This window comes from Actinomadura pelletieri DSM 43383, from assembly GCF_003634705.1.
GTDB lineage: Bacteria > Actinomycetota > Actinomycetes > Streptosporangiales > Streptosporangiaceae > Spirillospora > Spirillospora pelletieri.
Map to the genome: position 1 here is coordinate 747180 of NZ_RBWU01000002.1, position 20618 is coordinate 767797.

Annotated in this window: 19 protein-coding genes and 2 tRNA genes; 19 read left to right on the top strand and 2 right to left on the bottom strand. The window is 69.5% G+C overall.

What is annotated here, in order from left to right; translation table 11 throughout:
* Positions 1-461 precede the first annotated feature (461 nt).
* A complete protein-coding gene (locus tag BZB76_RS10180; RefSeq protein ID WP_121434031.1) occupies positions 462-1475 on the top strand; it encodes an HNH endonuclease in 1014 nt (337 codons plus the stop codon).
* A 131-nt stretch (positions 1476-1606) separates the two neighbouring features.
* Here the strand turns inward: BZB76_RS10180 and BZB76_RS34685 are convergent.
* Positions 1607-1670, bottom strand: a tRNA-Ser gene (locus BZB76_RS34685).
* Positions 1671-1789: 119 nt separating this feature from the next.
* On the opposite strand from BZB76_RS34685, the gene BZB76_RS10185 reads away from it, so the two are divergent.
* Positions 1790-2251: a hypothetical protein gene (locus BZB76_RS10185; protein ID WP_121434613.1), complete on the top strand. Its 462-nt coding sequence runs from the start codon at positions 1790-1792 to the stop codon at positions 2249-2251.
* 435 nt (positions 2252-2686) lie between these two features.
* Positions 2687-3055, top strand: a complete 369-nt coding sequence (locus BZB76_RS10190; protein WP_170180570.1) for a site-specific integrase — start codon at positions 2687-2689, stop codon at positions 3053-3055.
* Positions 3056-3246: 191 nt separating this feature from the next.
* Here the strand turns inward: BZB76_RS10190 and BZB76_RS10195 are convergent.
* Positions 3247-3318, bottom strand: a tRNA-Arg gene (locus BZB76_RS10195).
* A 128-nt stretch (positions 3319-3446) separates the two neighbouring features.
* Here BZB76_RS10195 and BZB76_RS10200 point away from each other — a divergent pair.
* The 16 genes from BZB76_RS10200 to BZB76_RS10275 all read left to right on the top strand — a co-directional run bounded on the left by BZB76_RS10200 (position 3447) and on the right by BZB76_RS10275 (position 20445).
* A complete protein-coding gene (locus BZB76_RS10200; RefSeq protein WP_117403946.1) occupies positions 3447-3809 on the top strand; it encodes a response regulator transcription factor in 363 nt (120 codons plus the stop codon).
* A gap of 10 nt (positions 3810-3819) precedes the next feature.
* The gene (locus BZB76_RS10205; RefSeq protein WP_121434033.1) at positions 3820-4509 is read left to right on the top strand and encodes a DALR anticodon-binding domain-containing protein; all 690 of its coding nucleotides are present in this window, start codon (positions 3820-3822) and stop codon (positions 4507-4509) included.
* Positions 4506-5897 carry a diaminopimelate decarboxylase gene (gene lysA / locus BZB76_RS10210; protein WP_121434034.1) on the top strand — a complete coding sequence of 464 codons (1392 nt, stop codon included), beginning with the start codon at positions 4506-4508 and terminating at the stop codon, positions 5895-5897. The genes BZB76_RS10205 and lysA overlap by 4 nt, the downstream gene beginning before the upstream one ends.
* The gene (locus BZB76_RS10215) at positions 5894-7198 is read left to right on the top strand and encodes a homoserine dehydrogenase (RefSeq protein WP_121434035.1); all 1305 of its coding nucleotides are present in this window, start codon (positions 5894-5896) and stop codon (positions 7196-7198) included. The genes lysA and BZB76_RS10215 overlap by 4 nt, the downstream gene beginning before the upstream one ends.
* Positions 7199-7289: 91 nt before the next feature.
* Positions 7290-8357: a threonine synthase gene (gene thrC, locus BZB76_RS10220; RefSeq protein ID WP_121434036.1), complete on the top strand. Its 1068-nt coding sequence runs from the start codon at positions 7290-7292 to the stop codon at positions 8355-8357.
* Between the two features lies 1 nt (position 8358).
* Positions 8359-9303, top strand: a complete 945-nt coding sequence (thrB, locus tag BZB76_RS10225; RefSeq protein WP_121434037.1) for a homoserine kinase — start codon at positions 8359-8361, stop codon at positions 9301-9303.
* 454 nt (positions 9304-9757) lie between these two features.
* Positions 9758-11851, top strand: a complete 2094-nt coding sequence (gene rho / locus BZB76_RS10230) for a transcription termination factor Rho (RefSeq protein WP_121434038.1) — start codon at positions 9758-9760, stop codon at positions 11849-11851.
* Positions 11852-12040: 189 nt separating this feature from the next.
* The gene (locus BZB76_RS10235) at positions 12041-13447 is read left to right on the top strand and encodes a sensor histidine kinase (protein ID WP_246006860.1); all 1407 of its coding nucleotides are present in this window, start codon (positions 12041-12043) and stop codon (positions 13445-13447) included.
* A gap of 101 nt (positions 13448-13548) precedes the next feature.
* Positions 13549-14202: a response regulator transcription factor gene (locus BZB76_RS10240; RefSeq protein WP_121434039.1), complete on the top strand. Its 654-nt coding sequence runs from the start codon at positions 13549-13551 to the stop codon at positions 14200-14202.
* Between the two features lie 236 nt (positions 14203-14438).
* Positions 14439-14657: a 50S ribosomal protein L31 gene (gene rpmE / locus BZB76_RS10245; RefSeq protein ID WP_121434040.1), complete on the top strand. Its 219-nt coding sequence runs from the start codon at positions 14439-14441 to the stop codon at positions 14655-14657.
* Positions 14658-14741: 84 nt separating this feature from the next.
* Positions 14742-15806, top strand: a complete 1065-nt coding sequence (prfA, locus tag BZB76_RS10250) for a peptide chain release factor 1 (protein WP_121434041.1) — start codon at positions 14742-14744, stop codon at positions 15804-15806.
* Positions 15807-16011: 205 nt separating this feature from the next.
* Positions 16012-16872 (top strand): peptide chain release factor N(5)-glutamine methyltransferase, encoded by an 861-nt coding sequence (prmC, locus tag BZB76_RS10255; protein ID WP_121434042.1) that lies wholly within the window; start codon positions 16012-16014, stop codon positions 16870-16872.
* 128 nt (positions 16873-17000) lie between these two features.
* Positions 17001-17828 (top strand): L-threonylcarbamoyladenylate synthase, encoded by an 828-nt coding sequence (locus tag BZB76_RS10260; protein ID WP_121434615.1) that lies wholly within the window; start codon positions 17001-17003, stop codon positions 17826-17828.
* A gap of 115 nt (positions 17829-17943) precedes the next feature.
* The gene (locus tag BZB76_RS10265) at positions 17944-18909 is read left to right on the top strand and encodes a DUF2207 domain-containing protein (RefSeq protein ID WP_121434043.1); all 966 of its coding nucleotides are present in this window, start codon (positions 17944-17946) and stop codon (positions 18907-18909) included.
* Positions 18910-19061: 152 nt separating this feature from the next.
* Positions 19062-20225, top strand: a complete 1164-nt coding sequence (locus BZB76_RS10270; RefSeq protein WP_121434044.1) for an MraY family glycosyltransferase — start codon at positions 19062-19064, stop codon at positions 20223-20225.
* Between the two features lie 10 nt (positions 20226-20235).
* Positions 20236-20445 (top strand): hypothetical protein, encoded by a 210-nt coding sequence (locus BZB76_RS10275; RefSeq protein WP_147449401.1) that lies wholly within the window; start codon positions 20236-20238, stop codon positions 20443-20445.
* The last annotated feature ends 173 nt before the right edge of the window (positions 20446-20618 follow it).

Consider the following 20618-nt stretch of genomic DNA (forward strand, 5'->3'; position numbering starts at 1 on the left):
GCAGCCAGTCGGCGCGCTAGACCCGATGCCCCATGTGGAACGGACCGCCATTCAGGAAATCCTCGGGCGAGATTTTTTACTTTTTACCATGCCGCTTAATCTAAGGAATCTAGATACCTTTTTATTAAGGATGGATGCGGCCTCTGGGGCGAGGGCGGCAAGTGGATGGCTTCGGAGGTTCCAGTGCCTGGAGATATTTCGGGCCGGATCGCTCCATGCCTAGCGATCGTAAGGTCTCTGACAGGCCTCGCTGAGCACATGGCTCTACGCCGGCGTCTCATCGGCGGGCGGCGCCGTCAACCAGCGTATCGAAGGACGGCAGACGGCTGATCATGCCGGTGTTTGACAGGCTTCACCGAGAGGGCGTCCGACCTGCGGATACTCGATGAGACGCCACGGGTGTATGTCCAATTCTTCCGAACTCGCCCATTTTGTCGTGCGTGCGGCATACGCTTAGCCGCATGGCGCTGGCAGACATCTCTCGCGACGACGTGCTCAAAGCAATCGCTGAATATCGAGAACTCGGTCGTGAACAATTCCTTGCCCGATACGGCTTTAAAGAGGCGCGTACGTATCTGCTTGTCCATGACGATGCCTTCTATGACTCCAAGGCCATCGCAGACGTTGCGCACCGGTACAGGACCGGTACGGCGCTCGCGGCCGGAGAGTTCTCAGGTGGAGAGAAGCACGCTGTCCGGGTGCTTAACCAGCTTGGCTTTGAGGTTCGCAGTACGCGCAACCCTCCGTGGGCGTGGGATGAACTCGTCCTCGCTTGCGACCTCGTTGCTTCCAATGGCTGGCGCTGGCTCAGCTCAACCGACAAGCGCGTACTTGAACTGTCTGACCTTCTTCAGCGCTTGCCGATCCATCCGCTCGCCGAGCGTGGTGCCAAGTTCCGCAATCCCAACGGGGTCGCGCGCAAGACGGCCGACTTGGCCACGCATCACCCCGGCTACAACGGCAAATCGACCAAGGGCGGCGCTCTGGACCTTAAAGTTCTGCAAGCGTTCCTCGATGAGCCAACGCGCATGAAGGCGTCGGCTGCACTCATCCGCGCAGGCATCGACTCGGGAGCGCTGCTTGATCTGGCTTGGGTAGAGGATCCGGGCGATGAAGATGTCAGTGCCCCGGAAGGGCGTCTCCTCCTGCGCAACCACTTCGTTCGGGAGCGAGACCGGAACCTGCGGAAGAAGCGAATCGATCAGGCTCGCAAGGAACACGGCGAACTCGCGTGTGAGGTCTGCGGCTTTAACTTCGAACGCACCTACGGACCTCGCGGAGCGGACTACATCGAGTGTCACCACGTCGTTCCCCTGCACGTCTCCGGCGAGACGAAGACACGCCTGAAAGACTTGGCCCTCCTGTGCGCCAACTGCCATCGGATGATCCACCGGGCGTCCCCATGGCCGACACCGGGACAGTTGCGCGCCCTCGTAGTGAAGCAGCGGAGCGGCAGGCCTGCCGAGGCACCTTGAGCCTGTCCGAGGAGCTCTCTCGTGGGTTGTGCCAGACATTGAGATGGGCGGGACTCAGGTGGACTGAGGTCCCGCCCGATTCCTTGGTGTCCGTGCTGGTCAGCAGTTAGTTCTCGCTGATCATTCGAGGGTGCCCCCGCAGGATTCGAACCTGCGCACACGGCTCCGGAGGCCGCGTACCTGATTACGCAGGGCAACCCGGTTGACCTGCGCACGAGCAACGTCAGTTCGTGCGTGCGTCCTCCTTCATTCCGCACATGTTCCGGATTTTGGAGCGCAGTGCCGAAGGGCTCAGGGGTGACTACAGTGCGGCCATGGCAGTACCGGATGTGATTCCGATCAAGCATGACCCTGGTTACCACACCGACACGATTGGCAGGTGCCGGGACGGGCAGTTCTTCGGCTCTGTGACCGGTGTTTACCCCAAGGACTACAAGGTCGGTCCGGACTGGCAGAGGCAGATGCGCTGGTATGCCGTCCTGCACAGCTTCGACGTCGAAGGCTTTCACAGCGGGTCGAAAATCTGGCTCGCGGGCACCAACAGGCAGGGCGCACGCGACGCGACGCAGCGCGCAGAAGCGAAGCTCCGCCAGTGGTTGGACGACGTGCCTGACCGCACGTACGGGGACGTGGCGGTGCGGCCCTTCCAGGTCGAGGTCGACGAGATCGTGTTCGGCCTGGTGGTCGAGAGGCGGCGGGGGCGTCGAAACTGGGCGGAACTGTATCCCCAAGAACTTGGGTTCGGCCCTCCCTGGGACGGCTTGTACAGCACGTGACCACGTGGTGCGCTTCGGACGCCAGATCGACGCCCAGGGCGTCATGGCCGACTCCGCCGACTCCCGCAAGCTTTCGGCAAACCCCCTCGACGGCACCGACGAACGGGACTGGAAGCCCCCGGAAGTCGTCCATGCGGTCGACCGGCGGCGGGTCCCTAACCCCAAACAAGTCGGTGCGCTGCTGGATGCCGTCCGCCAGGTCGGAAGGACACAGGGGCCTCGCCTCGTCGCCGTGTTCGGCTGCATGTACTACGGCATGCTCCGGCCGTCTGAGGCGGTGAACCTGCGTAAGGACGACTGCACGTTGCCCGCGTCCGGTTGGGGCCTGCTGGAGGTCGCCGAGGTGAAGTCCGCGGCCGGAAAGCAGTGGACGGACGACGGGGAAGTTCACGAGCACGCGGTCTCAAGGGCCGACCCTTCGACACTGTCCGGCCGGTGCCGATCCCTCCGGAACTTGTGGAGCTGCTCCGCGCACACCTGGACGAGTACGGCACTGGGCCAGAAGGCCGGCTGTTCCGCACCTACAAGGGCGGCGTGTATCAGCCGTCGACCCTCTGGCGCGTACTGGAAAGGGCACGAGAGAAGGCGCTCTCAGCCACACAGGCAAAGACGCCACTCGCGCGCAAGCCATACGACTTCCGCCACGCTGGCGTCTCGTGGCGGTTGAACGCGGGTGTCCCGGCCACACAGGTCGCCGAGTGGGCGGGCCACAGTGTGGAGGTCCTGCAACGGATCTACGCACACTGCCTGGACGGCGAGGACGGCCACTGGTTCCAACGGATGGACGCGGCCCTACGCCGCTAACCTGAGCCCCGGTTCCGTGCCGGGGCTCTTTTGCTGGGGGTGACCTGCACAGATGGCCTCAAAGCCGTTCCGCGTATGTTCCGGAAACGATGACAATCGGCGGCCTTCGCTGACACATGGCTGCATACGCAACAAACCCCGGCGACCGACAAACAGCCCGGTCAACCGGGGTTTTCGCAGATCTTGGAAGGTGCCCCCTGCAGGATTCGAACCTGCGCACACGGCTCCGGAGGCCGTTGCTCTATCCCCTGAGCTAAGGGGGCCCTGCGGCCTTGGTGGCGCGCGGTAGAAGGCTACCAGGGTTGGCGGGGGGACGCGCACGTGGACGTTCGCCGTGCGTCACGGGGGTGAGTGGGCTAACTTCGTGGCCGTGACCGAGCCACTGGGACGCGTGCTGGTCGTCGATGATGACGAGGTGATCCGCCAACTGATCGCCGTGAACCTGCAACTGGAGGGGTTCGAGGTGGCGACCGCGGTGGACGGTCAGGACTGTCTGGAGAGGGTCGCCGAGGTGCGGCCGGACGTCGTCACGTTGGACGTGATGATGCCCAGGCTGGACGGGTGGGTGACGGCGGTCCGGCTGCGGGAGGATCCGGAGACGGCGCACATTCGGGTCGTGATGATCACGGCGCGGGCGCAGGAGCATGATGTGCGCAGGGGGCATGAGATCGGGGTCGACGCGTACGTGACCAAGCCGTTCGACCCGAATCAGCTGATCCAGACCGTTCGGAAGCTGGCGGCGGTGTCCGGATAGTCTCACCGGTGTGACTCCAGCCGAGGTGGGCGATGCCCTGGTGGGCGCGGTGCGGGATGCCGTGGCCGAGGGTGAGCTTGATGTGGCGGTGCCGGGGGGTGTGGTTGTTTTCAGTCGGGGCGCGGGGGTTTTCGAGAGTCCTGTGGCGTTGCGGTTGGGGGTTGATCCGTGGGTGATCGCGCGGCGGGTCGGGGGGGCTGTGAGTGGGCCCGGGTTCGTGCGGGTCGTTGTGGGGGTGGAAGAGGTTGTGGAGGGGGTTTTGCGGGAGGAGTTCGGGGGTGTGCGGGTGCCGGGGGGGTGGAGTGAGTGGCCTCGGACGTTTGGCAATCCTGGGTTTTCGGTGCGGTACGCCTATGCGCGGGCTTGTTGGGTTGGGCGTTGGGCTGTGGAGCTTGGGGTGCGGCAGGGGCCGTTGGTGGGGGTGGGGGCGGAAGAAATCGAGTTGGTCGGGGCGTTGGGGGACGTTCGGGGGAGGGTGCTTCAGGCGGAGCGGGAACGGGATGCCAGGCCGCTGATGTTGTGTTTGGAGAGAGTGGCCGGGGCGTACCACGACGTCCATGAGCGTTGCCCGGCCGTGCCGAAGGGCGATGAGGAGCCCGAGGCGGTGCACGGAGGGCGGGTCCGGTTGGCCGAGGCGGTGAAGGTCGCGCTCGGCAACGGACTGAATGTGATCGGTGAGACCCCTAGAGAGCGGATATGAGTCGAGTACATCCTGCTGGGCCGCGGCATGCCGATGTTCTGCCGGAGGATCATCCGGCCGGGCCCGCGGACGACCTGAACGCGCTGGCGCCGGTGGTCTGGCCGAGGAACGCCAAAAGGGACGGCGGTGTTCTGACGGTCGGTGGCGTCGATGTGCGGGATCTCGCACGGGAGTACGGGACGCCCCTGTACGTCTATGACGAGGAGGACGTGCGGAGCCGTGCGCGGGAGTACGCGGCGGCGTTCCATGACGGTGACGTGCACTACGCGGGCAAGGCGTTTCTGTGTACGGCCGTCGCGCGTTGGGTGAAGGAGGAGGGGCTCGGCCTGGACGTGTGCAGCGGGGGTGAGCTCGCTGTGGCGTTGGCGGCGGATTTCCCTACCGAGCGCATCACCCTGCATGGGAGCAACAAGGCGACCTGGGAGATCGAGAAGGCGCTGGAGGTCGGGGTCGGACGCATCGTGCTCGATTCGTTCGAGGAGATCGCCCGGGTCGGGTATCTCGCCCAGGAGATGGGTGTGCGGCCCAAGGTGATGGTGCGCGTCACGACGGGTGTCGAGGCGCACACTCATGAGTTCATCGCGACCGCGCACGACGACCAGAAGTTCGGGTTCTCCAGGAGTTCGGGCGCGGCCTTGGAGGCGGTGCGGCGGGTTCTGGCGCTGCCGCAGTTGGAGCTGGTGGGGCTGCACAGCCATATCGGGTCGCAGATCTTCGAGGTGGACGGGTTCGAGGTCGCGGCGCACCGGCTGGCGGAGTTGCTGGTGGCGATCCGGGACGAGCACGGCGTCGAGCTTCCGGAGCTGGACCTGGGCGGCGGATACGGCATCGCGTACCTGCCGGACGAGGAGCCGCACGATCCGAAGTCGATCGCGGACGGGCTCAGGAACATCGTGGCGCGCGAGTGCAAGGCGTACGACCTGTCGATGCCGCGGCTGACGGTGGAGCCGGGGCGGGCGATCGTGGGGACGGGCGGCGTCACGTTGTACGAGGTGGGAACGGTCAAGGACGTCGAGGGCCTCCGGACGTACGTGTCCGTGGACGGCGGCATGAGCGACAACCTGCGGACCGCGCTGTACGGCGCCGAGTACACGGGCGTGTTGGCGAGCCGGTCGTCCGACGCATCCCCCATGCTCAGTAGGCTTGTCGGCAAGCACTGCGAAAGCGGCGACATTGTGGTGCGGGACCTCTGGTTCCCCGAAGATATTTCGGCGGGGGACCTGGTGGCGGTGGCGGGGACCGGTGCGTACTGTCGGTCGATGGCCAGCAACTACAACCACGTCCCGAAGCCCGCCGTGGTGGCGGTGAGGGACGGCAGGTCGCGCGTGATCGTTCGCCGGGAGGGCGCCGAGGACCTGCTGCGGCTCGATGCGGAGGTCGAAGCGTGAAACCCGCACTGCGCGTGGCGCTGCTCGGATGCGGAGTGGTCGGGACGGAGGTCGTCCGGCTGCTGAACGAGCAGGCGGCCGATCTGGCCGCGCGGGTCGGGGCTCCGCTGGAGCTGGCCGGGATCGCGGTGCGGCGCCCGGACCGGGTGCGGGAGGGCGTCGACCGGAGTCTGCTGACCACGGACGCGCAGACGTTGGTGACCAGGGACGACGTCGACATCGTCATCGAGGTCATCGGCGGGATCGAGCCGGCCAGGTCGCTGATGCTGGAGGCGATGAAGGCCGGGAAGTCGGTCATCACGGCCAACAAGGCGCTGCTGGCGGAGGACGGCGCGACGCTGTTCGCGGCGGCCAGGGAGTACGGCGCCGATCTGTACTACGAGGCCTCCGTCGCGGGCGCGATTCCGTTGCTGCGGCCGTTGAGGGAGTCTCTGGTCGGCGACCACGTGCATCGGGTGCTCGGCATCGTGAACGGCACCACGAACTACATCCTCGACCAGATGGACACGCACGGCGCGGGGTTCAACGACGCGCTGGAAGAGGCGCAGTCGCTCGGTTACGCGGAGGCCGATCCGACCGCCGATGTGGAGGGTTTCGACGCGGCGGCGAAGGCGGCGATCCTGGCGCAGCTCGCGTTCCACACTCCGGTGACGGCGGCGGACGTCCATCGTGAGGGCATCACCGAGGTGACCGCCGCGGACGTGGCCGGTGCCAAGGGCATGGACTGTGTGGTCAAGCTGCTCGCCATCTGTGAGCGGGTCCCTTCGGAGGACGGTCGGAACGGCCGTGGCGTATCGGTTCGCGTGTATCCGGCGATGATTCCCCGGTCGCATCCGTTGGCGAGCGTCCGTGAGGCTTACAACGCGGTGTTCGTCGAGGCGGAGTCGGCCGGTTCGCTCATGTTCTACGGCGCGGGGGCCGGGGGTGCGCCGACGGCGTCCGCCGTACTCGGCGATCTGGTGGCGGTGGCCCGCAACGTGGCCGGTGGTACGCCCGGTCCGGTGGAAGTGACGTACGCGAAGCTTCCAGTACTGCCGATGGGTGGGACGGTCACGCGCTACTACATCCAGGTGGACGTGACCGACGAGGCCGGTGTTCTGGCCACGGTCGCCGAGGAGTTCGCCAGGCACGGCGTCTCGATACAGGCCGTCCGGCAGGTCGGCCTGGGTGAAGAGGCACAGCTCGTCGTGGTGACGCACCGGGCCCCCGACGCGGCCCTCGCCGCGACGGTCAAGGGGTTGCGTGAACTCGACATCGTCCGAGAGGTCACGAGCGTCATGCGCGTCGAGGGCGAGGAGTAGAACGTTCTCTTTGCCCGAGTGGCGAGAAGAGCGTTCCTTTCGACACCGGTAGACTCCGGACAACATCGCAGGTCATTCAGGGAGACCGAACGTGAACGCGAACGCCCGCGCGTGGCGTGGCCTTATCGAGGAGTACCGTGACCGGCTTCCGGTGACGGACGCGACGCCGGTCGTGACGCTGCTGGAGGGCGGCACGCCGCTGCTGCCCGCCGGACGGCTGTCGCAGCTCACCGGCTGTGAGGTGTTCCTCAAGGTCGAGGGCGCGAACCCGACCGGTTCGTTCAAGGACCGCGGCATGACCGTGGCGATCAGCAAGGCCGCCGAGGACGGCGCCAAGGCCGTCATCTGCGCCTCGACCGGCAACACCTCGGCGTCCGCCGCCGCGTACGCGGTGCGGGCCGGGATGACCTGCGCGGTCCTCGTCCCCGCCGGGAAGATCGCGATGGGGAAGCTGGCGCAGGCGCTGGTGCACGGCGCGCGGCTCCTCCAGGTGGACGGCAACTTCGACGACTGTCTCGAACTGGCCCAGAAGCTGGCCGTCGACTATCCGGTGGCGCTCGTCAACTCCGTCAACAAGTACCGGCTACAGGGCCAGAAGACGGCCGCGTTCGAGATCGTGGACGCGCTCGGCGACGCCCCCGACGTGCACTGCCTGCCCGTGGGCAACGCGGGCAACATCTCCGCGTACTGGATGGGCTACAAGGAGTACGCCGCCGACGACGTCGCCTCGAAGACCCCGCGCATGCTGGGGTTCCAGGCGTCCGGGGCGGCGCCGTTCGTGAAGGGCGAGCCCGTCCTGAAGCCCCAGACCATCGCGACCGCGATCCGGATCGGCAACCCCGCGTCCTGGGATCTGGCGGTCGCCGCGCGGGACGAGTCGGGCGGCGCCATCGCCTCGGTCACCGACCGGCAGATCCTGGCCGCGTACCGGCTGCTCGCCCGGGAGGAGGGCGTCTTCGTCGAGCCCGCCTCCGCGGCGAGCGTCGCGGGTCTCCTCCAGGCGAGCGAGCAGGGCGGGGTCACGCCGGGGACGAGGGTCGTCTGCACGGTGACGGGCAACGGCCTCAAGGACCCCGACTGGGCGATCTCCGGCGCGCCCGCCCCGACCACCATCAAGGTCGACGCGCACTCCGCCGCGTCGGAACTCGGTCTCACCTGAGGTGGGCTGGACGGACGGCCCGGTCCTGGTACGGACCCCGGCCACCAGCGCCAACCTCGGTCCCGGATTCGATTCCCTCGGCCTCGCGCTGTCCCTGCACGACGACGTCGAGGTCGAGTTGACCGGCGGGGGGCTGTCCATCGAGGTGGACGGCGAGGGCGCGGAGGTCGCCGACCGGGGCGAGCGGCACCTCATCGTCAAGGTGGTGCGCCGGACCTTCGACCGGCTGGACGACCTGGCCGGAACCGGTCCGGGCGGGCGGCCCGCGGGCCTGCGGCTTCGGTGCCGCAACCGGATCCCGCACAGTCGCGGCCTCGGTTCGTCGTCCGCGGCGATCGTCGCGGGAATCGTCGCGGCACGGGCGTTGCATCCGGCGGGGGAACTCCTCGGTGACGACGAGGCGCTCCGCCTCGCCACCGAGATCGAGGGGCACCCCGACAATGTCGCGCCGTGCCTCGCGGGCGGCCTGACCGTCGCCTGGACGACCCCGGACGGGCCACGGCTCGTCCGCCTGGAATCACAGGTCACGCAGGTCACGGCCTATGTGCCGGAGCAGCGGCTGGCGACCGAGCGGGCGCGTGGGCTGCTGCCGGAGACCGTCCCGCACGGGGACGCCGCCGCCAACGCCGGACGCGCGGCGCTGCTCGTCGCGGCGCTCACCGGCGGACTGGGCGCGGACGTCCTGCTCGACGCGACAGAGGACCGCCTTCATCAGAATTACCGCGCCCCCGCCATGCCCGACTCCGCCGAACTGGTCGGGCGGCTTCGCGCGGCGGGTGTCCCGGCGGTGATTTCCGGGGCAGGACCTACTGTCCTGGCCTTCACAAGCGCATCACAAGTTGATTCGATAGCTCCCGAAGTGGGTAATGGGTGGCTCAAGCACCCGTTGGACGTCGCGACCCGCGGCGCACGCGTCGTGACCGGAGAATCGACGCTCCGGCCCTGATGGCGGCACCGCGGGCGGGGGCACACGCGTCGCGGCGGCCGGTGCGGGTTCCAGCGCGTTCCCGCTAGGTAAAATGCGAAGACATCGACCTCTGGGGAATAGCAGTGCGCCCTGGTGATGTTAGGCTGAATGCCGCACCAGATGCCCCGTTCGGGGCAGCGTGCTCGTCAGCCGCGCGTCATCTGATCGGCCTTCCGGCCGTGTCGGTTCCGCGTACTAGGCTTCCCGACACCGTGACTTCCCGTTGTCCGGCATTCCAGCGAAACTTCGGACGTGGCGGTAGCGGGGACGCCTGCGAGCGAACCGTCCCGTACACCATCTGGCTGTGCCCAGAAAACGCAGATCCCGGCCCCACCGTGATCAGCGGAGCCCGTCCCGGCGCCCCCGCCGGGCCGCACTACCGGGTCGGCTGGCCGAACACCGGCCAACGCCCGCTCCCTGGGAAGGACCCTTAGTGAGCGAATCCAGCGAACTCCTTACGGACGCATCGAGCACGGGACCCGTCGACGCCGCACAGGCCGCCGACGCCGCGCCCGCCACCCCCCGGCGCCGCCGGTCCGGCACCGGCCTGTCGGCCATGGTGCTGCCCGAGCTCAAGGCGCTCGCGTCCAGCCTCGGCATCACCGGTGTGACCGGGATGCGCAAGAGCCAGCTCATCGCCGCCATCCAGGAGAAGCAGGGCGGCGGCGTGCAGGGCTCGGCCGGGGGCGAGCAGGGAGCCGCTGCGACGGCCCAGCAGGAGCCGGCCAAGACCGAGCGTCCCCGGCGGACCCGCACCGCGGCAGCCAAGCGCCAGGTGTCCGACGAGCAGGTCGCGCTCACCGACGTCGCTCCCGCGGGCGAGCAGCCGGCGGCCGGCGGGCAGTCGGAGGCCCAGCCCCAGACGGAGCAGGCGGACAAGCCCGCCGACACCGAGACGACCGACAAGGCCGACAGGGCCGACAAGACCGAGCGGTCCGACAGGGCGGACCGCGGCGAGCGTCACGGGGGCCGGCAGCGCGGCGACCGGCAGGGCCGCGACCGCGACCAGGGGCGCGATCGTGACCAGGGCCGCGAGCAGAACGCCGAGGACGGCGAATCCCAGGGCGGACGTGACGGGCGCGAGAACCGCGACGGCGGGCGCGACGGCCGGGAGGGGCGCGAGGGCGGCGGGCGCCAGCGCCAGCGCGGCGGCCGTGAGCGCGGCGAGCGTGGTGACCGCGGAGAGCGTGGCGAGCGCGGCGAGGGCCGTGACCGCGGCGACCGTGGTGACCGCGGAGACCAGGGCGGCCGTCAGCGGGGCCAGAGCCAGGGCGGCGGCGGCCAGCACGACGACGAGGACGGCGGCGGCCGGAGCCGTCGCGGGCGCCGGTTCCGCGAGCGCAACCGCGGCCGTGGCCGTGAGCGCTACGAGGAGCCGGTGATCACCGAGGACGACGTCCTGATCCCGGTGGCGGGCATCCTCGACATCCTCGACAACTACGCGTTCGTCCGCACGACCGGCTACCTGGCGGGCGCGAACGACGTGTACGTGTCGCTGGCCCAGGTCCGCAAGAACGGGCTGCGCAAGGGCGACGTCATCACCGGCGCCGTCCGGCAGCCCCGCGAGGGGGAGCGGCGCGAGAAGTTCAACGCGCTCGTCCGGCTCGACACCGTCAACGGGATGGAGCCCGAGCAGGCCAAGAACCGCGTCGACTTCTCCAAGCTGACCCCGCTGTACCCGCAGGAGCGGCTGCGGCTGGAGACCGACCCCGGCATCCTGACGACCCGGATCATCGACCTGGTGTCGCCGATCGGCAAGGGGCAGCGCGGTCTGATCGTGTCGCCGCCCAAGGCCGGTAAGACGATGGTGCTGCAGGCGATCGCCAACGCGATCACCAAGAACAACCCGGAGTGCCACCTGATGGTCGTCCTCGTGGACGAGCGTCCGGAGGAGGTCACCGACATGCAGCGGACGGTGAAGGGCGAGGTGATCCACTCGACCTTCGACCGTCCCGCCGAGGACCACACCACCGTCGCGGAACTGGCGATCGAACGTGCCAAGCGGCTGGTGGAGCTGGGCCACGACGTCGTCGTGCTGCTCGACTCGATCACCCGGCTGGGCCGCGCCTACAACCTGGCGGCGCCCGCGTCCGGCCGGATCCTGTCCGGTGGTGTCGACTCGACGGCGCTGTACCCGCCGAAGCGGTTCTTCGGCGCGGCTCGCAACATCGAGAACGGCGGTTCGCTGACCATCCTCGCGACCGCGCTGGTGGAGACCGGGTCCCGCATGGACGAGGTCATCTTCGAGGAGTTCAAGGGCACCGGCAACATGGAGCTGAAGCTCAACCGGGGCCTGGCCGACAAGCGGATCTTCCCGGCGGTGGACGTGGACGCGTCCAGCACCCGCAAGGAGGAGATCCTCATGGCGCCGGAGGAACTTCGCATCGTGTGGCAGCTCCGCCGCGTCCTGCACGCCCTCGACATGCAGCAGGCGCTGGAGCTCCTCATCGAGAAGATGAAGGAGACCAAGTCGAACGCCGAGTTCCTGCTCCAGGTGCAGAAGACCACGGTCTCCGACGACCGCTGAGCGGCCTCCCGGCCCTGGCTTGACGGTGTCGGCGCCCCCGTCCGGAACGGTCCGGGCGGGGGCGTTCGTCGTCCCTCCCCGCGATGGTGGGGTTAGCCCCACCCCCGAATGGGCGGCGCACATCATGGTCCCTCCACCTGGGCCGGGGCACGCTTGGACCGTAGGTTGGAACGGGCATGGAGGGACGTCGTGAGCGAGCTGAGCAGGAAGGCCGAGGGCGGGGGAGCGACCGCCGCCGGGGCCGCCGCGCGGTGGGCGGCGGCGCGATGGGCCACGGTGCTGAACGCCGGGGGAGACGCGGCGTCGACCGTCGCGAACGGCCCGTGGACGCCGCTCGGCATGCTGAAGTCGTCGCTGACCTGGCGTTCGGCGGTCTATCTGGCGGCCGGACTGGCCTTCGGGCTCGGCTGGCTCGTCGTGCTGGTCGTCGGGCTCGTCGCGTCGGTCAGCCTGCTGATCATCTGGGTGGGGCTGCCGCTGCTGGCGCTGCTGATGGTGGCGTGGCGGTTCGGCGCGGTGCTGGAACGGCAGCTCGTCCGGGCGGCGTTCGGTGTCAGGATTCCCAGCCCGTACCGGCCGCTGCCGGAGGGGCGCAACCCGCTGTTGAAGCTGAGGAGCATGGCGGCCGACCCGGCCACCTGGAAGGACCTGGTCTACCTCCTGGCGCTGTTCCCCATCACGCTGCTGGAGTTCGTCGTGTCCACGGTGGTCTGGGCGGGGTCGGCCATGCTGCTGTTCATGCCGGTGATCGTGGCGGGGGACGGAACCGGCGCCGAGGTCAGCGCCGGGTTCGTCTCGTACTGGGCCGGTAACCCGATCGAAGCGCTGCCGATCTCCCTGATGGGGCTGTTCGGCCTGGTCGTGGCGATGTACGTGACGCGGGTGATGGCGATCGCCCATTCGGCGTTCGCGGGGCTCATGCTCGGCCCGAGCCCGGCGCAGAAGGAGAACGTGGAGTTGCGGAAGCGGACGGAGCATCTGCGGGCCAGCCGCGCCCGCGGCGTCGACGCGGCGGAGTTCGAGCGCCGCCGTATCGAGCGCGACCTGCACGACGGGGCGCAGCAGCGGCTGCTGGCCGTGGCCATGGACATCGGCCGGGCCCGCGCCAAGCTGGAAGAGGACCCGGAGGGCGCGCGGGCCCTGATCGAGCAGGCCCACGCCGGTACCAAGGAGGCGATCTCCGAGCTGCGCGACCTGGCCCGCGGCATCTACCCGGCGATCCTCACCGACCGGGGCCTGGACCCGGCGCTGTCGGGTCTCGCGGGCCGCGCGCCCGTCCCGGTGGAGGTCGATGTGGATCTGCCGGAGCGTCCTCCGGCGGCGGTCGAGAGCATCGCGTACTTCATCGTCGCGGAGTCGCTCGCGAACATCGCCAAGTACGCCCGGGCGACCCGCGCGTCCGTCCGGGTCGTCCGGGAGGACCGGTGGGTGGTCGTCGAGGTGATCGACAACGGGGTCGGCGGCGCGTCCGCCCGGCCCGGGGGCGGTCTGGCGGGCCTGGCCGACCGGGCCGCCACGATCGACGGGATGCTGATCGTGGACAGCCCGCCCGGCGGTCCGACGATCATTCGCGCGGACCTGCCGTGCACCTGGTGATCTTCGACGTCCGGTGAACCAAGCCCGTTCCCGCTTCCGAATGAGGCCGTCCGCGACCGCGGGCGGCCTCATTCCGTCGTCACAGGCCCGATAATGGGCTGATGCGGGTTGTCATCGCCGAGGATTCGGTGCTGTTGCGCGAAGGGCTCGTCCGGCTGCTCGACGACGCCGGGATCGAGACGGCGGGGACGGTCGGGGACGGCCCCGGCCTGCTCGGCATCGTCGAGGAGCACGAACCCGATCTCGCCATCGTGGACGTGCGAATGCCGCCGTCGTTCACCGATGAGGGCCTGCGGGCGGCGCTGGCCGTCCGGGAACGCCGTCCGGGCACCCCGATCCTCGTCCTGTCGCAGTACGTGGAGGAGCGGTACGCGACCGACCTGATCGGCGGCGGCGCCGAGGGCGTCGGATACCTGCTGAAGGAGCGGGTGGCGGACGTCGCCGAGTTCATCGACGCGGTCCGCCGGATCGCCGCGGGCGGGACGGTCATCGACCCCGAGGTGATCGGTCAGCTGTTGGGCCGCCGCCGCAACGGCGACCCGCTGGACGCGTTGACCCCGCGGGAGCGGGAGGTGCTGGCGCTGATGGCGCAGGGACGGTCGAACGGCGCCATCGCCAAGGACCTCGTCGTCACCGAGGGCGCCGTGGAGAAGCACATCTCCAACATCTTCATGAAACTGGACCTGCAACCCGCGCAGGGCGGCCACCGCCGGGTCATGGCGGTCCTGACCTACCTGGGCCGCGCCGAGGTCTGAGCGGCCGCCCCGGGACGTCGAAGATCGGGAATGCCCGGTGACGTCGGCACGTTCACGTATCTGGCACACTTGGGGCCGAGTGGTTCTGAGAACCGCTTGGAAACCCAACCGCTCGGAACCAACCGCTGCGGCACCGGTTCACGTTTCCACTTCTCTCATGGCTCCGCGGCTGCGCGAACGGCCATGCGAACCATGCGAGGCGGAGCGCCCGGTACCGCCAGAAGCGAGGAGAACCCGTGAAGCCCGACATTCACCCGAACTACGTCGTCACGACCGTGACGTGTACGTGCGGCAACACGTTCGAGACCCGCAGCACCGCCGAGAACGGCGTGATCCACGCGGACGTCTGCTCGAACTGCCACCCGTTCTACACGGGCAAGCAGAAGATCCTCGACACCGGCGGTCGGGTGGCGCGCTTCGAGCAGCGCTTCGGCAAGAAGAAGGCCGACAAGTAGGACGAGCGCCGCATCCAGCGACCAGATGACGGCCCGGGGACTCACCAAGGGTCTCCGGGCCTTCCGAACCGGCCAGGACACATCGTGAATCTCGACGAACTGATCAGCGAATACGCGGGCATCGAGGAACGGCTCGCCGATCCGTCCGTCCATGCCGACCAGAGCCTGGCGCGCAAACTCGGAAAGCGCTACGCGGAGCTGCGGCCGATCGTCGAGACGCACCGTGAGTTGGCGTCGACCGAGGACGACCTGGCCACCGCGCGGGAGCTGTCCAAGGAGGACGAGGCGTTCGCCGCCGAGGCCACCGACCTGGAACGGCGGCGCGGGGAGCTTGAGGGGCGGCTGCGGCGGCTGTTGGTGCCGCGCGACCCGAACGACGCCAAGGACGTCATCCTCCAGGTGAAGGCGGGGGAGGGCGGCGAGGAGTCGGCGCTGTTCGCCGGCGATCTGCTCCGCATGTACCTGCGGTACGCCGAGCGCGCCGGCTGGAAGACCGAGATCATCGACTCGCACCCGTCCGACCTCGGCGGGTACAAGGACGTCACCGTCGCCGTCAAGGCCAAGGGCGGGCAGGACGAGGGCGTCTGGACGCGGCTGAAGTACGAGGGCGGCGTCCACCGGGTGCAGCGCGTTCCCGCGACCGAGTCGCAGGGCCGCATCCACACCAGCGCCGTCGGCGTGCTCGTCACCCCCGAGGCCGAGGACGTCGACGTCCAGGTCGACCCGAACGACCTGCGCATCGACGTGTACCGCTCGTCCGGGCCCGGCGGGCAGAGCGTCAACACCACCGACTCCGCGGTCCGCATCACGCACCTGCCGACGGGCGTGGTCGTCTCGTGCCAGAACGAGAAGAGCCAGCTCCAGAACAAGGAGCAGGCGCTGCGCATCCTGCGGTCGCGCCTGCTGGCGATGGCGCAGGAGGAGGCCGACGCCGCCGCGGCCGCCGAACGCAAGAGCCAGGTCCGCACCGTGGACCGCTCGGAGCGGGTGCGCACCTACAACTACCCGGAGAACCGGATCTCCGACCACCGGGTCGGCTACAAGGCCTACAACCTCGACCAGGTCCTGGACGGCGACCTCCACAACGTCACGCAGGCGCTCGTCGACGCCGACATGGAGCGCCGTCTGGCCGAAGCCCAACAATCATGAGCGCAGCGATTCGGGGGGTGTGTGGGGTCGTCTCCCCACATGAGGCTCGCCTGAGCGGAGCGAACCGGGAGGTGTGTGGGGTCGTCCCCTCACATGAGGCTCGCATGAGCGGTGTGAACCGGGGGGTGTGGGGAGTCGACCCCTCACTCAGGGCACGCATGGGCGGAGCGAATTCGGGGGGCGTTCCCCCTCGAGAGGCAGGGTCATGAACCTGCTGCTCGACGAGATCGCCAGGGCGACCGCGCGGCTCGCGGACGCGGGTGCCGCCTCGCCGCGCGCGGACGCCGAGGAGCTCGCCGCGGCCGTGCACGGGGTGAAGCGGTCGGAGCTGCACAACGTCCCCGACAGTGCGTTCGACGCCCGGTTCTGGGAGTTCGTGGCGCGCCGGGAGGCGGGCGAGCCGTTGCAGCACATCACGGGCCGCGCGTTCTTCCGCTATCTGGAGTTGAAGGTCGGGCCCGGCGTGTTCGTCCCGCGCCCGGAGACCGAGGTCATGGTCGGGTGGGTGCTGGACACGTTGCGGGACATGGACGTCCGCGACCCCCTGGTCGTCGATCTCGGTACGGGCTCGGCGGCGATCGCCCTGTCGGTCGCGTTGGAGGCGCCGCGCGCCCGCGTCCACGCCGTGGAGAAGGATCCGACGGCGTTCGTCCACGCCACCCGTAACGTCGAGGAGTTGGACGAGCGGGGCCGTGTCCGGCTGCACCTGGACGACTTCGCCACCGCGCTGCCGGAGCTGAACGGCACCGTCGACCTGGTCGTGTCGAACCCCCCGTACATTCCGATGAGCGAGTGGGAGTACGTGCCGCGCGACGTTCGCGACCACGACCCCGCGGACGCGCTGTGGGGCGGCGGTGACGACGGTCTGGACGCCATCCGCGTGGTGGAGCGCACGGCCCGGCGCCTGCTGCGTCCCGGCGGTTACGTGGCGGTCGAGCACAGCGACCTCCAGGGCAACGACGTCTACTGGGTGTTCGCGGAGGAGAACGGTTGGCGGGACGTCCGCAACCGCCGCGACCTCACCAACCGGGACCGGTTCGTCACCGCCCGGACGGCGTCCGACTAGCGCCCCGCACCGCGCCGACCGGCTCCGACCAGCGTTGATCATGGGCGCAGACGGGGCGCGCCGTGGCGCGGCTATCCTTGGCGGTGCCATACCGGACGAGCGCTGCGCAGATGGGAAGACGGGCGACCGTGAGCCGACGTTATGACTGCTCCGATCCGATGGAGCGCACCCGCGGGATCGCCGAGGCCGTGTCGGCCGTGCGGCGCGGCGAGTTGATCGTCCTCCCGACCGACACCGTGTACGGCGTCGGCGTGGACGCCTTCCTGGCGTCGGCGGTGGAGAAGCTGCTGACCGCGAAGGGCCGGGGACGGGAGATGCCGCCGCCGGTCCTGGTCGGCTCGGTGCGGGCCGCGACCGCGCTGACCGATGACCTCGGCGTGTACGGGCAGGACCTCATCGAGGAGTTCTGGCCGGGTGCGCTGACCCTCGTCGTCCGCGCGAACCCGAGCCTCATGTGGGATCTCGGCGACACGAAGGGCACCGTGGCGCTGCGGATGCCGATGCACGATCTGGCGGTGGAGCTGCTGAAGGAGACCGGCCCGATGGCGGTCAGCAGCGCCAACCTCAGCGGCCGTCCCGCCGCCCGCGACGTCGAGGAGGCCGAGAAGATGCTCGGCGACTCCGTCTCCGTCTATCTGGACGGCGGTGTGGCCGGGCACGTCGAGCCGTCGACGATCGTGGATCTGACCGGCTCCGTGCCGCGGTTGCTGCGCGCGGGCGCCATTCCCGAGGACAAGATCCGCGCGGTGGTGGGCGTGCTCCTGACCGACGAGGACGACGAGGACGGGGAGCCCGCAGAGCCCCCGTCGAGCGCCGACGTTCCCAGGCCTTCCCTCACCAAGGAGTCGCGGTCCGGATCCCCGGACGAGCCCGCTGAGGCCCCCACCGACCCCACCGGGCGCCCCTCCGGCTCCGCCGACGAGCCCGCGACCCCCGCCACGACCAACGACGCCTGACCCGACGCCGACGAACGTCGCCCGACCCGCGGGTCGTTCCGGACCGGAAGTGGTCTGTGACCTGGGGGGAGTATCGGCGTCGTTACACGGGCCGTTGGGCGGCAACGGTGAAAGCATGCCTGACGTGCGTGGCCGTGTCCGGGGGCCCGCGATCGTCGCGGGTGTGCTCGTCCTGTTGACCTTTGGGCTCGCGACGCCCGTCGGCGCCGACGGGAGGTCGCGGGAACGCATCCCGACGTACGACGTGGTCCTGTCCATCGGCGTGGACGGCGTCCTGTACGTCCGGGAGACGATCACCTATGACTTCGACGAGGAGGGCGAGCACGGGATCGTCCGGAAGGTGCCGTTCCGGCAGGGCGACCGCCTGTACGACGTGCGGGGCGTGCGGAGCAGCTCGTCCACCGGCGCCCCCTCCCGGGTCCGGACGACGAAGTTCCTGAACGACGTGCGGATCAGCGTCGGCGACCGGGGCCACGAGGTCAGCGGGCGGCAGGCGTACGTGATCGAGTACGAGGTGGCGTGGGCGTTCACCCCGCGCGACCGCCATGACGAGCTGGTCTGGGACGCGATCGGCACCGGCTGGAACGTGCCGATCGGGCATGCGGCCGTCCGGGTGGAGGCGCCGGTGCCGCTGCGGCACGCGACCTGCCGGGCGGGCGTCCCCGGGGCGACGACCCGGTGCCTGCGCGACCGCGACGGGCCGTTCGCCGTGGACTTCCTCCAGGGCGGGCTCGCCCCGCGCGAGGGCATGACGATCAGGGTCAGGCTGCCGAAGCGGGCGATCGCCGTGCCGCCGCCGCGGTACGTCCCGCCGCGCTGGACGGGCGACTGGACGGGCACTGCGCTGCTCACCCTCTCCCTCGCGGCGGTGGCGCTGCTCGCGCGCCGCCCGGCGCCGCCCCGGCAGGTCGGGACGGGCCTCGGCGCGGCCGGGTTCGTGCTGCTCGTCGCCGACGCGGTCGACGATGTCGCGACACACGGGCCCTGGGCGTTCTCGCTGGGAGACCATTCCCTCGCCGGCCTCGCGCTCATGATCGTCGGAGCGGGGATCGTGTGCGGGCGGCGGCACGGGTTCGGGTGACCGGCCGCGTCCGGTCCATCGGGGGACTACAGTTGATCGGTCCCGATGTGAACAGATCGTCCCGGCGGGCCGTCTACCAAGGTGACGACCCGAGCGGACGGGGTACGGGGCGTGCGCGGGCGACGGCGACCGGTGAGGGGAGGCGCGGGGGAATGCGGGAGTACCTGCTCAGCATCCTGGTCGCCGCCCTGGTCGCCTACCTGCTGACCCCGATCGTGCGCGTGTTCGCCGTCTGGTTCGGCGCGCAGGCCGTCCCCCGCGACCGCGACGTGCACGTGATCCCGACGCCCCGGCTCGGCGGGCTGGCGATGTTCGGCGGGATGGTGGCGGCGCTGGTGGTGGCGACGGGGCTGCCGGAGATGCGCAAGGTCCTCGCGGACGGCGACATCAACGTGACCCGGGCGCTGCTGCTGTCCGGTGGGCTGCTCGTGCTGATCGGCATCGCGGACGACCGCTGGGAGGTGGACGCCCTCACCAAGTTCGCCGGCCAGGTCGCCGCGGCCGGGATCTTCATCATGCAGGGCATCCAGATCTATGTGATCCCGCTGCCGACGGGCGAGTCGCTGACGTTGCCGCCCGCCTACGGGGTGCCGCTGACCGTCCTCGTCGTCGTCGCCACGATCAACGCGGTCAACTTCATCGACGGTCTGGACGGCCTGGCCGCGGGCGTCGTCGGGATCGCCGCGCTGGCGCTGTTCTCCTACGCCTACCTGCTGTCGCGGGAGGAGGGGCTGAGCACCCTGACCGCCGCGACCCTCATCGCCGCCATCCTGTTCGGGATGTGCCTGGGGTTCCTGCCGCACAACTTCAGCCCGGCCAAGATCTTCATGGGGGACACCGGCTCGATGCTGATCGGGCTGCTGCTCAGCGCGTCCACGATCATGCTGACCGGCCAGTTCGACCCGGCCATCCTCGCCAACGGGCTGTTCCCGTTCTTCGTCCCGGTGCTGCTGATCCCGGCGGTCGCGGCGGTCCCGTTCATCGACATGCTGCTGGCGGTGTGGCGGCGCACCAACCAGGGCAGGTCGCCTTTCGCGCCCGACAAGCAGCACCTGCACCACCGGCTGCTGGAACTCGGCCACTCCACCCGCCGCGCCGTGCTGATCATGTACTGCTGGGTCGGTCTGCTGGCCTCCGGACTGGTCGGGCTGGCCGTGTTCGACGCCGGTTGGGTCACCCTCGGCATCACCCTGGTCGTCGCGGTCACCGGTGTGCTGCTCATGTTGACCAAGCCCCGGCGCCGACCCCGGCGGGGCGTCGCCGCGGAGCCGTCGCCCGCGGACCACTCCTCGCGGCACCGCGCGGGCGTGCCGTGAACGCGTCGCCGTGAACGCGCCGACCCTGTGCGCGCCGACCCTGTGCGCGCCGACCCTGTGCGCGCCGACCCTGTGCGCGCCGACCCTGTGCGCGCCGACCCTGTGCGCGCCGACCCTGTGCGCGCCGACCCTGTGCGCGCCGACCCTGTGCGCGCCGACCCTGTGCGCGCCGACCCTGTGCCTATCGACCATGCGCCTATCGACCATGGACGCGCGATGACCATGAACTCGCGCTGACCATCGGGTGAACTCGGTTAGAGTCCGTGGTGCCGACCACGAGGTCGGTACGATCCGGAGTTCGCATTACCTCTAGGGTAATTGTGGACATTCCGGACGCTTGTGATACCTTTCACGAACAAGAGCCGACCACTCAACGTGACCAGCCGGAGCCCT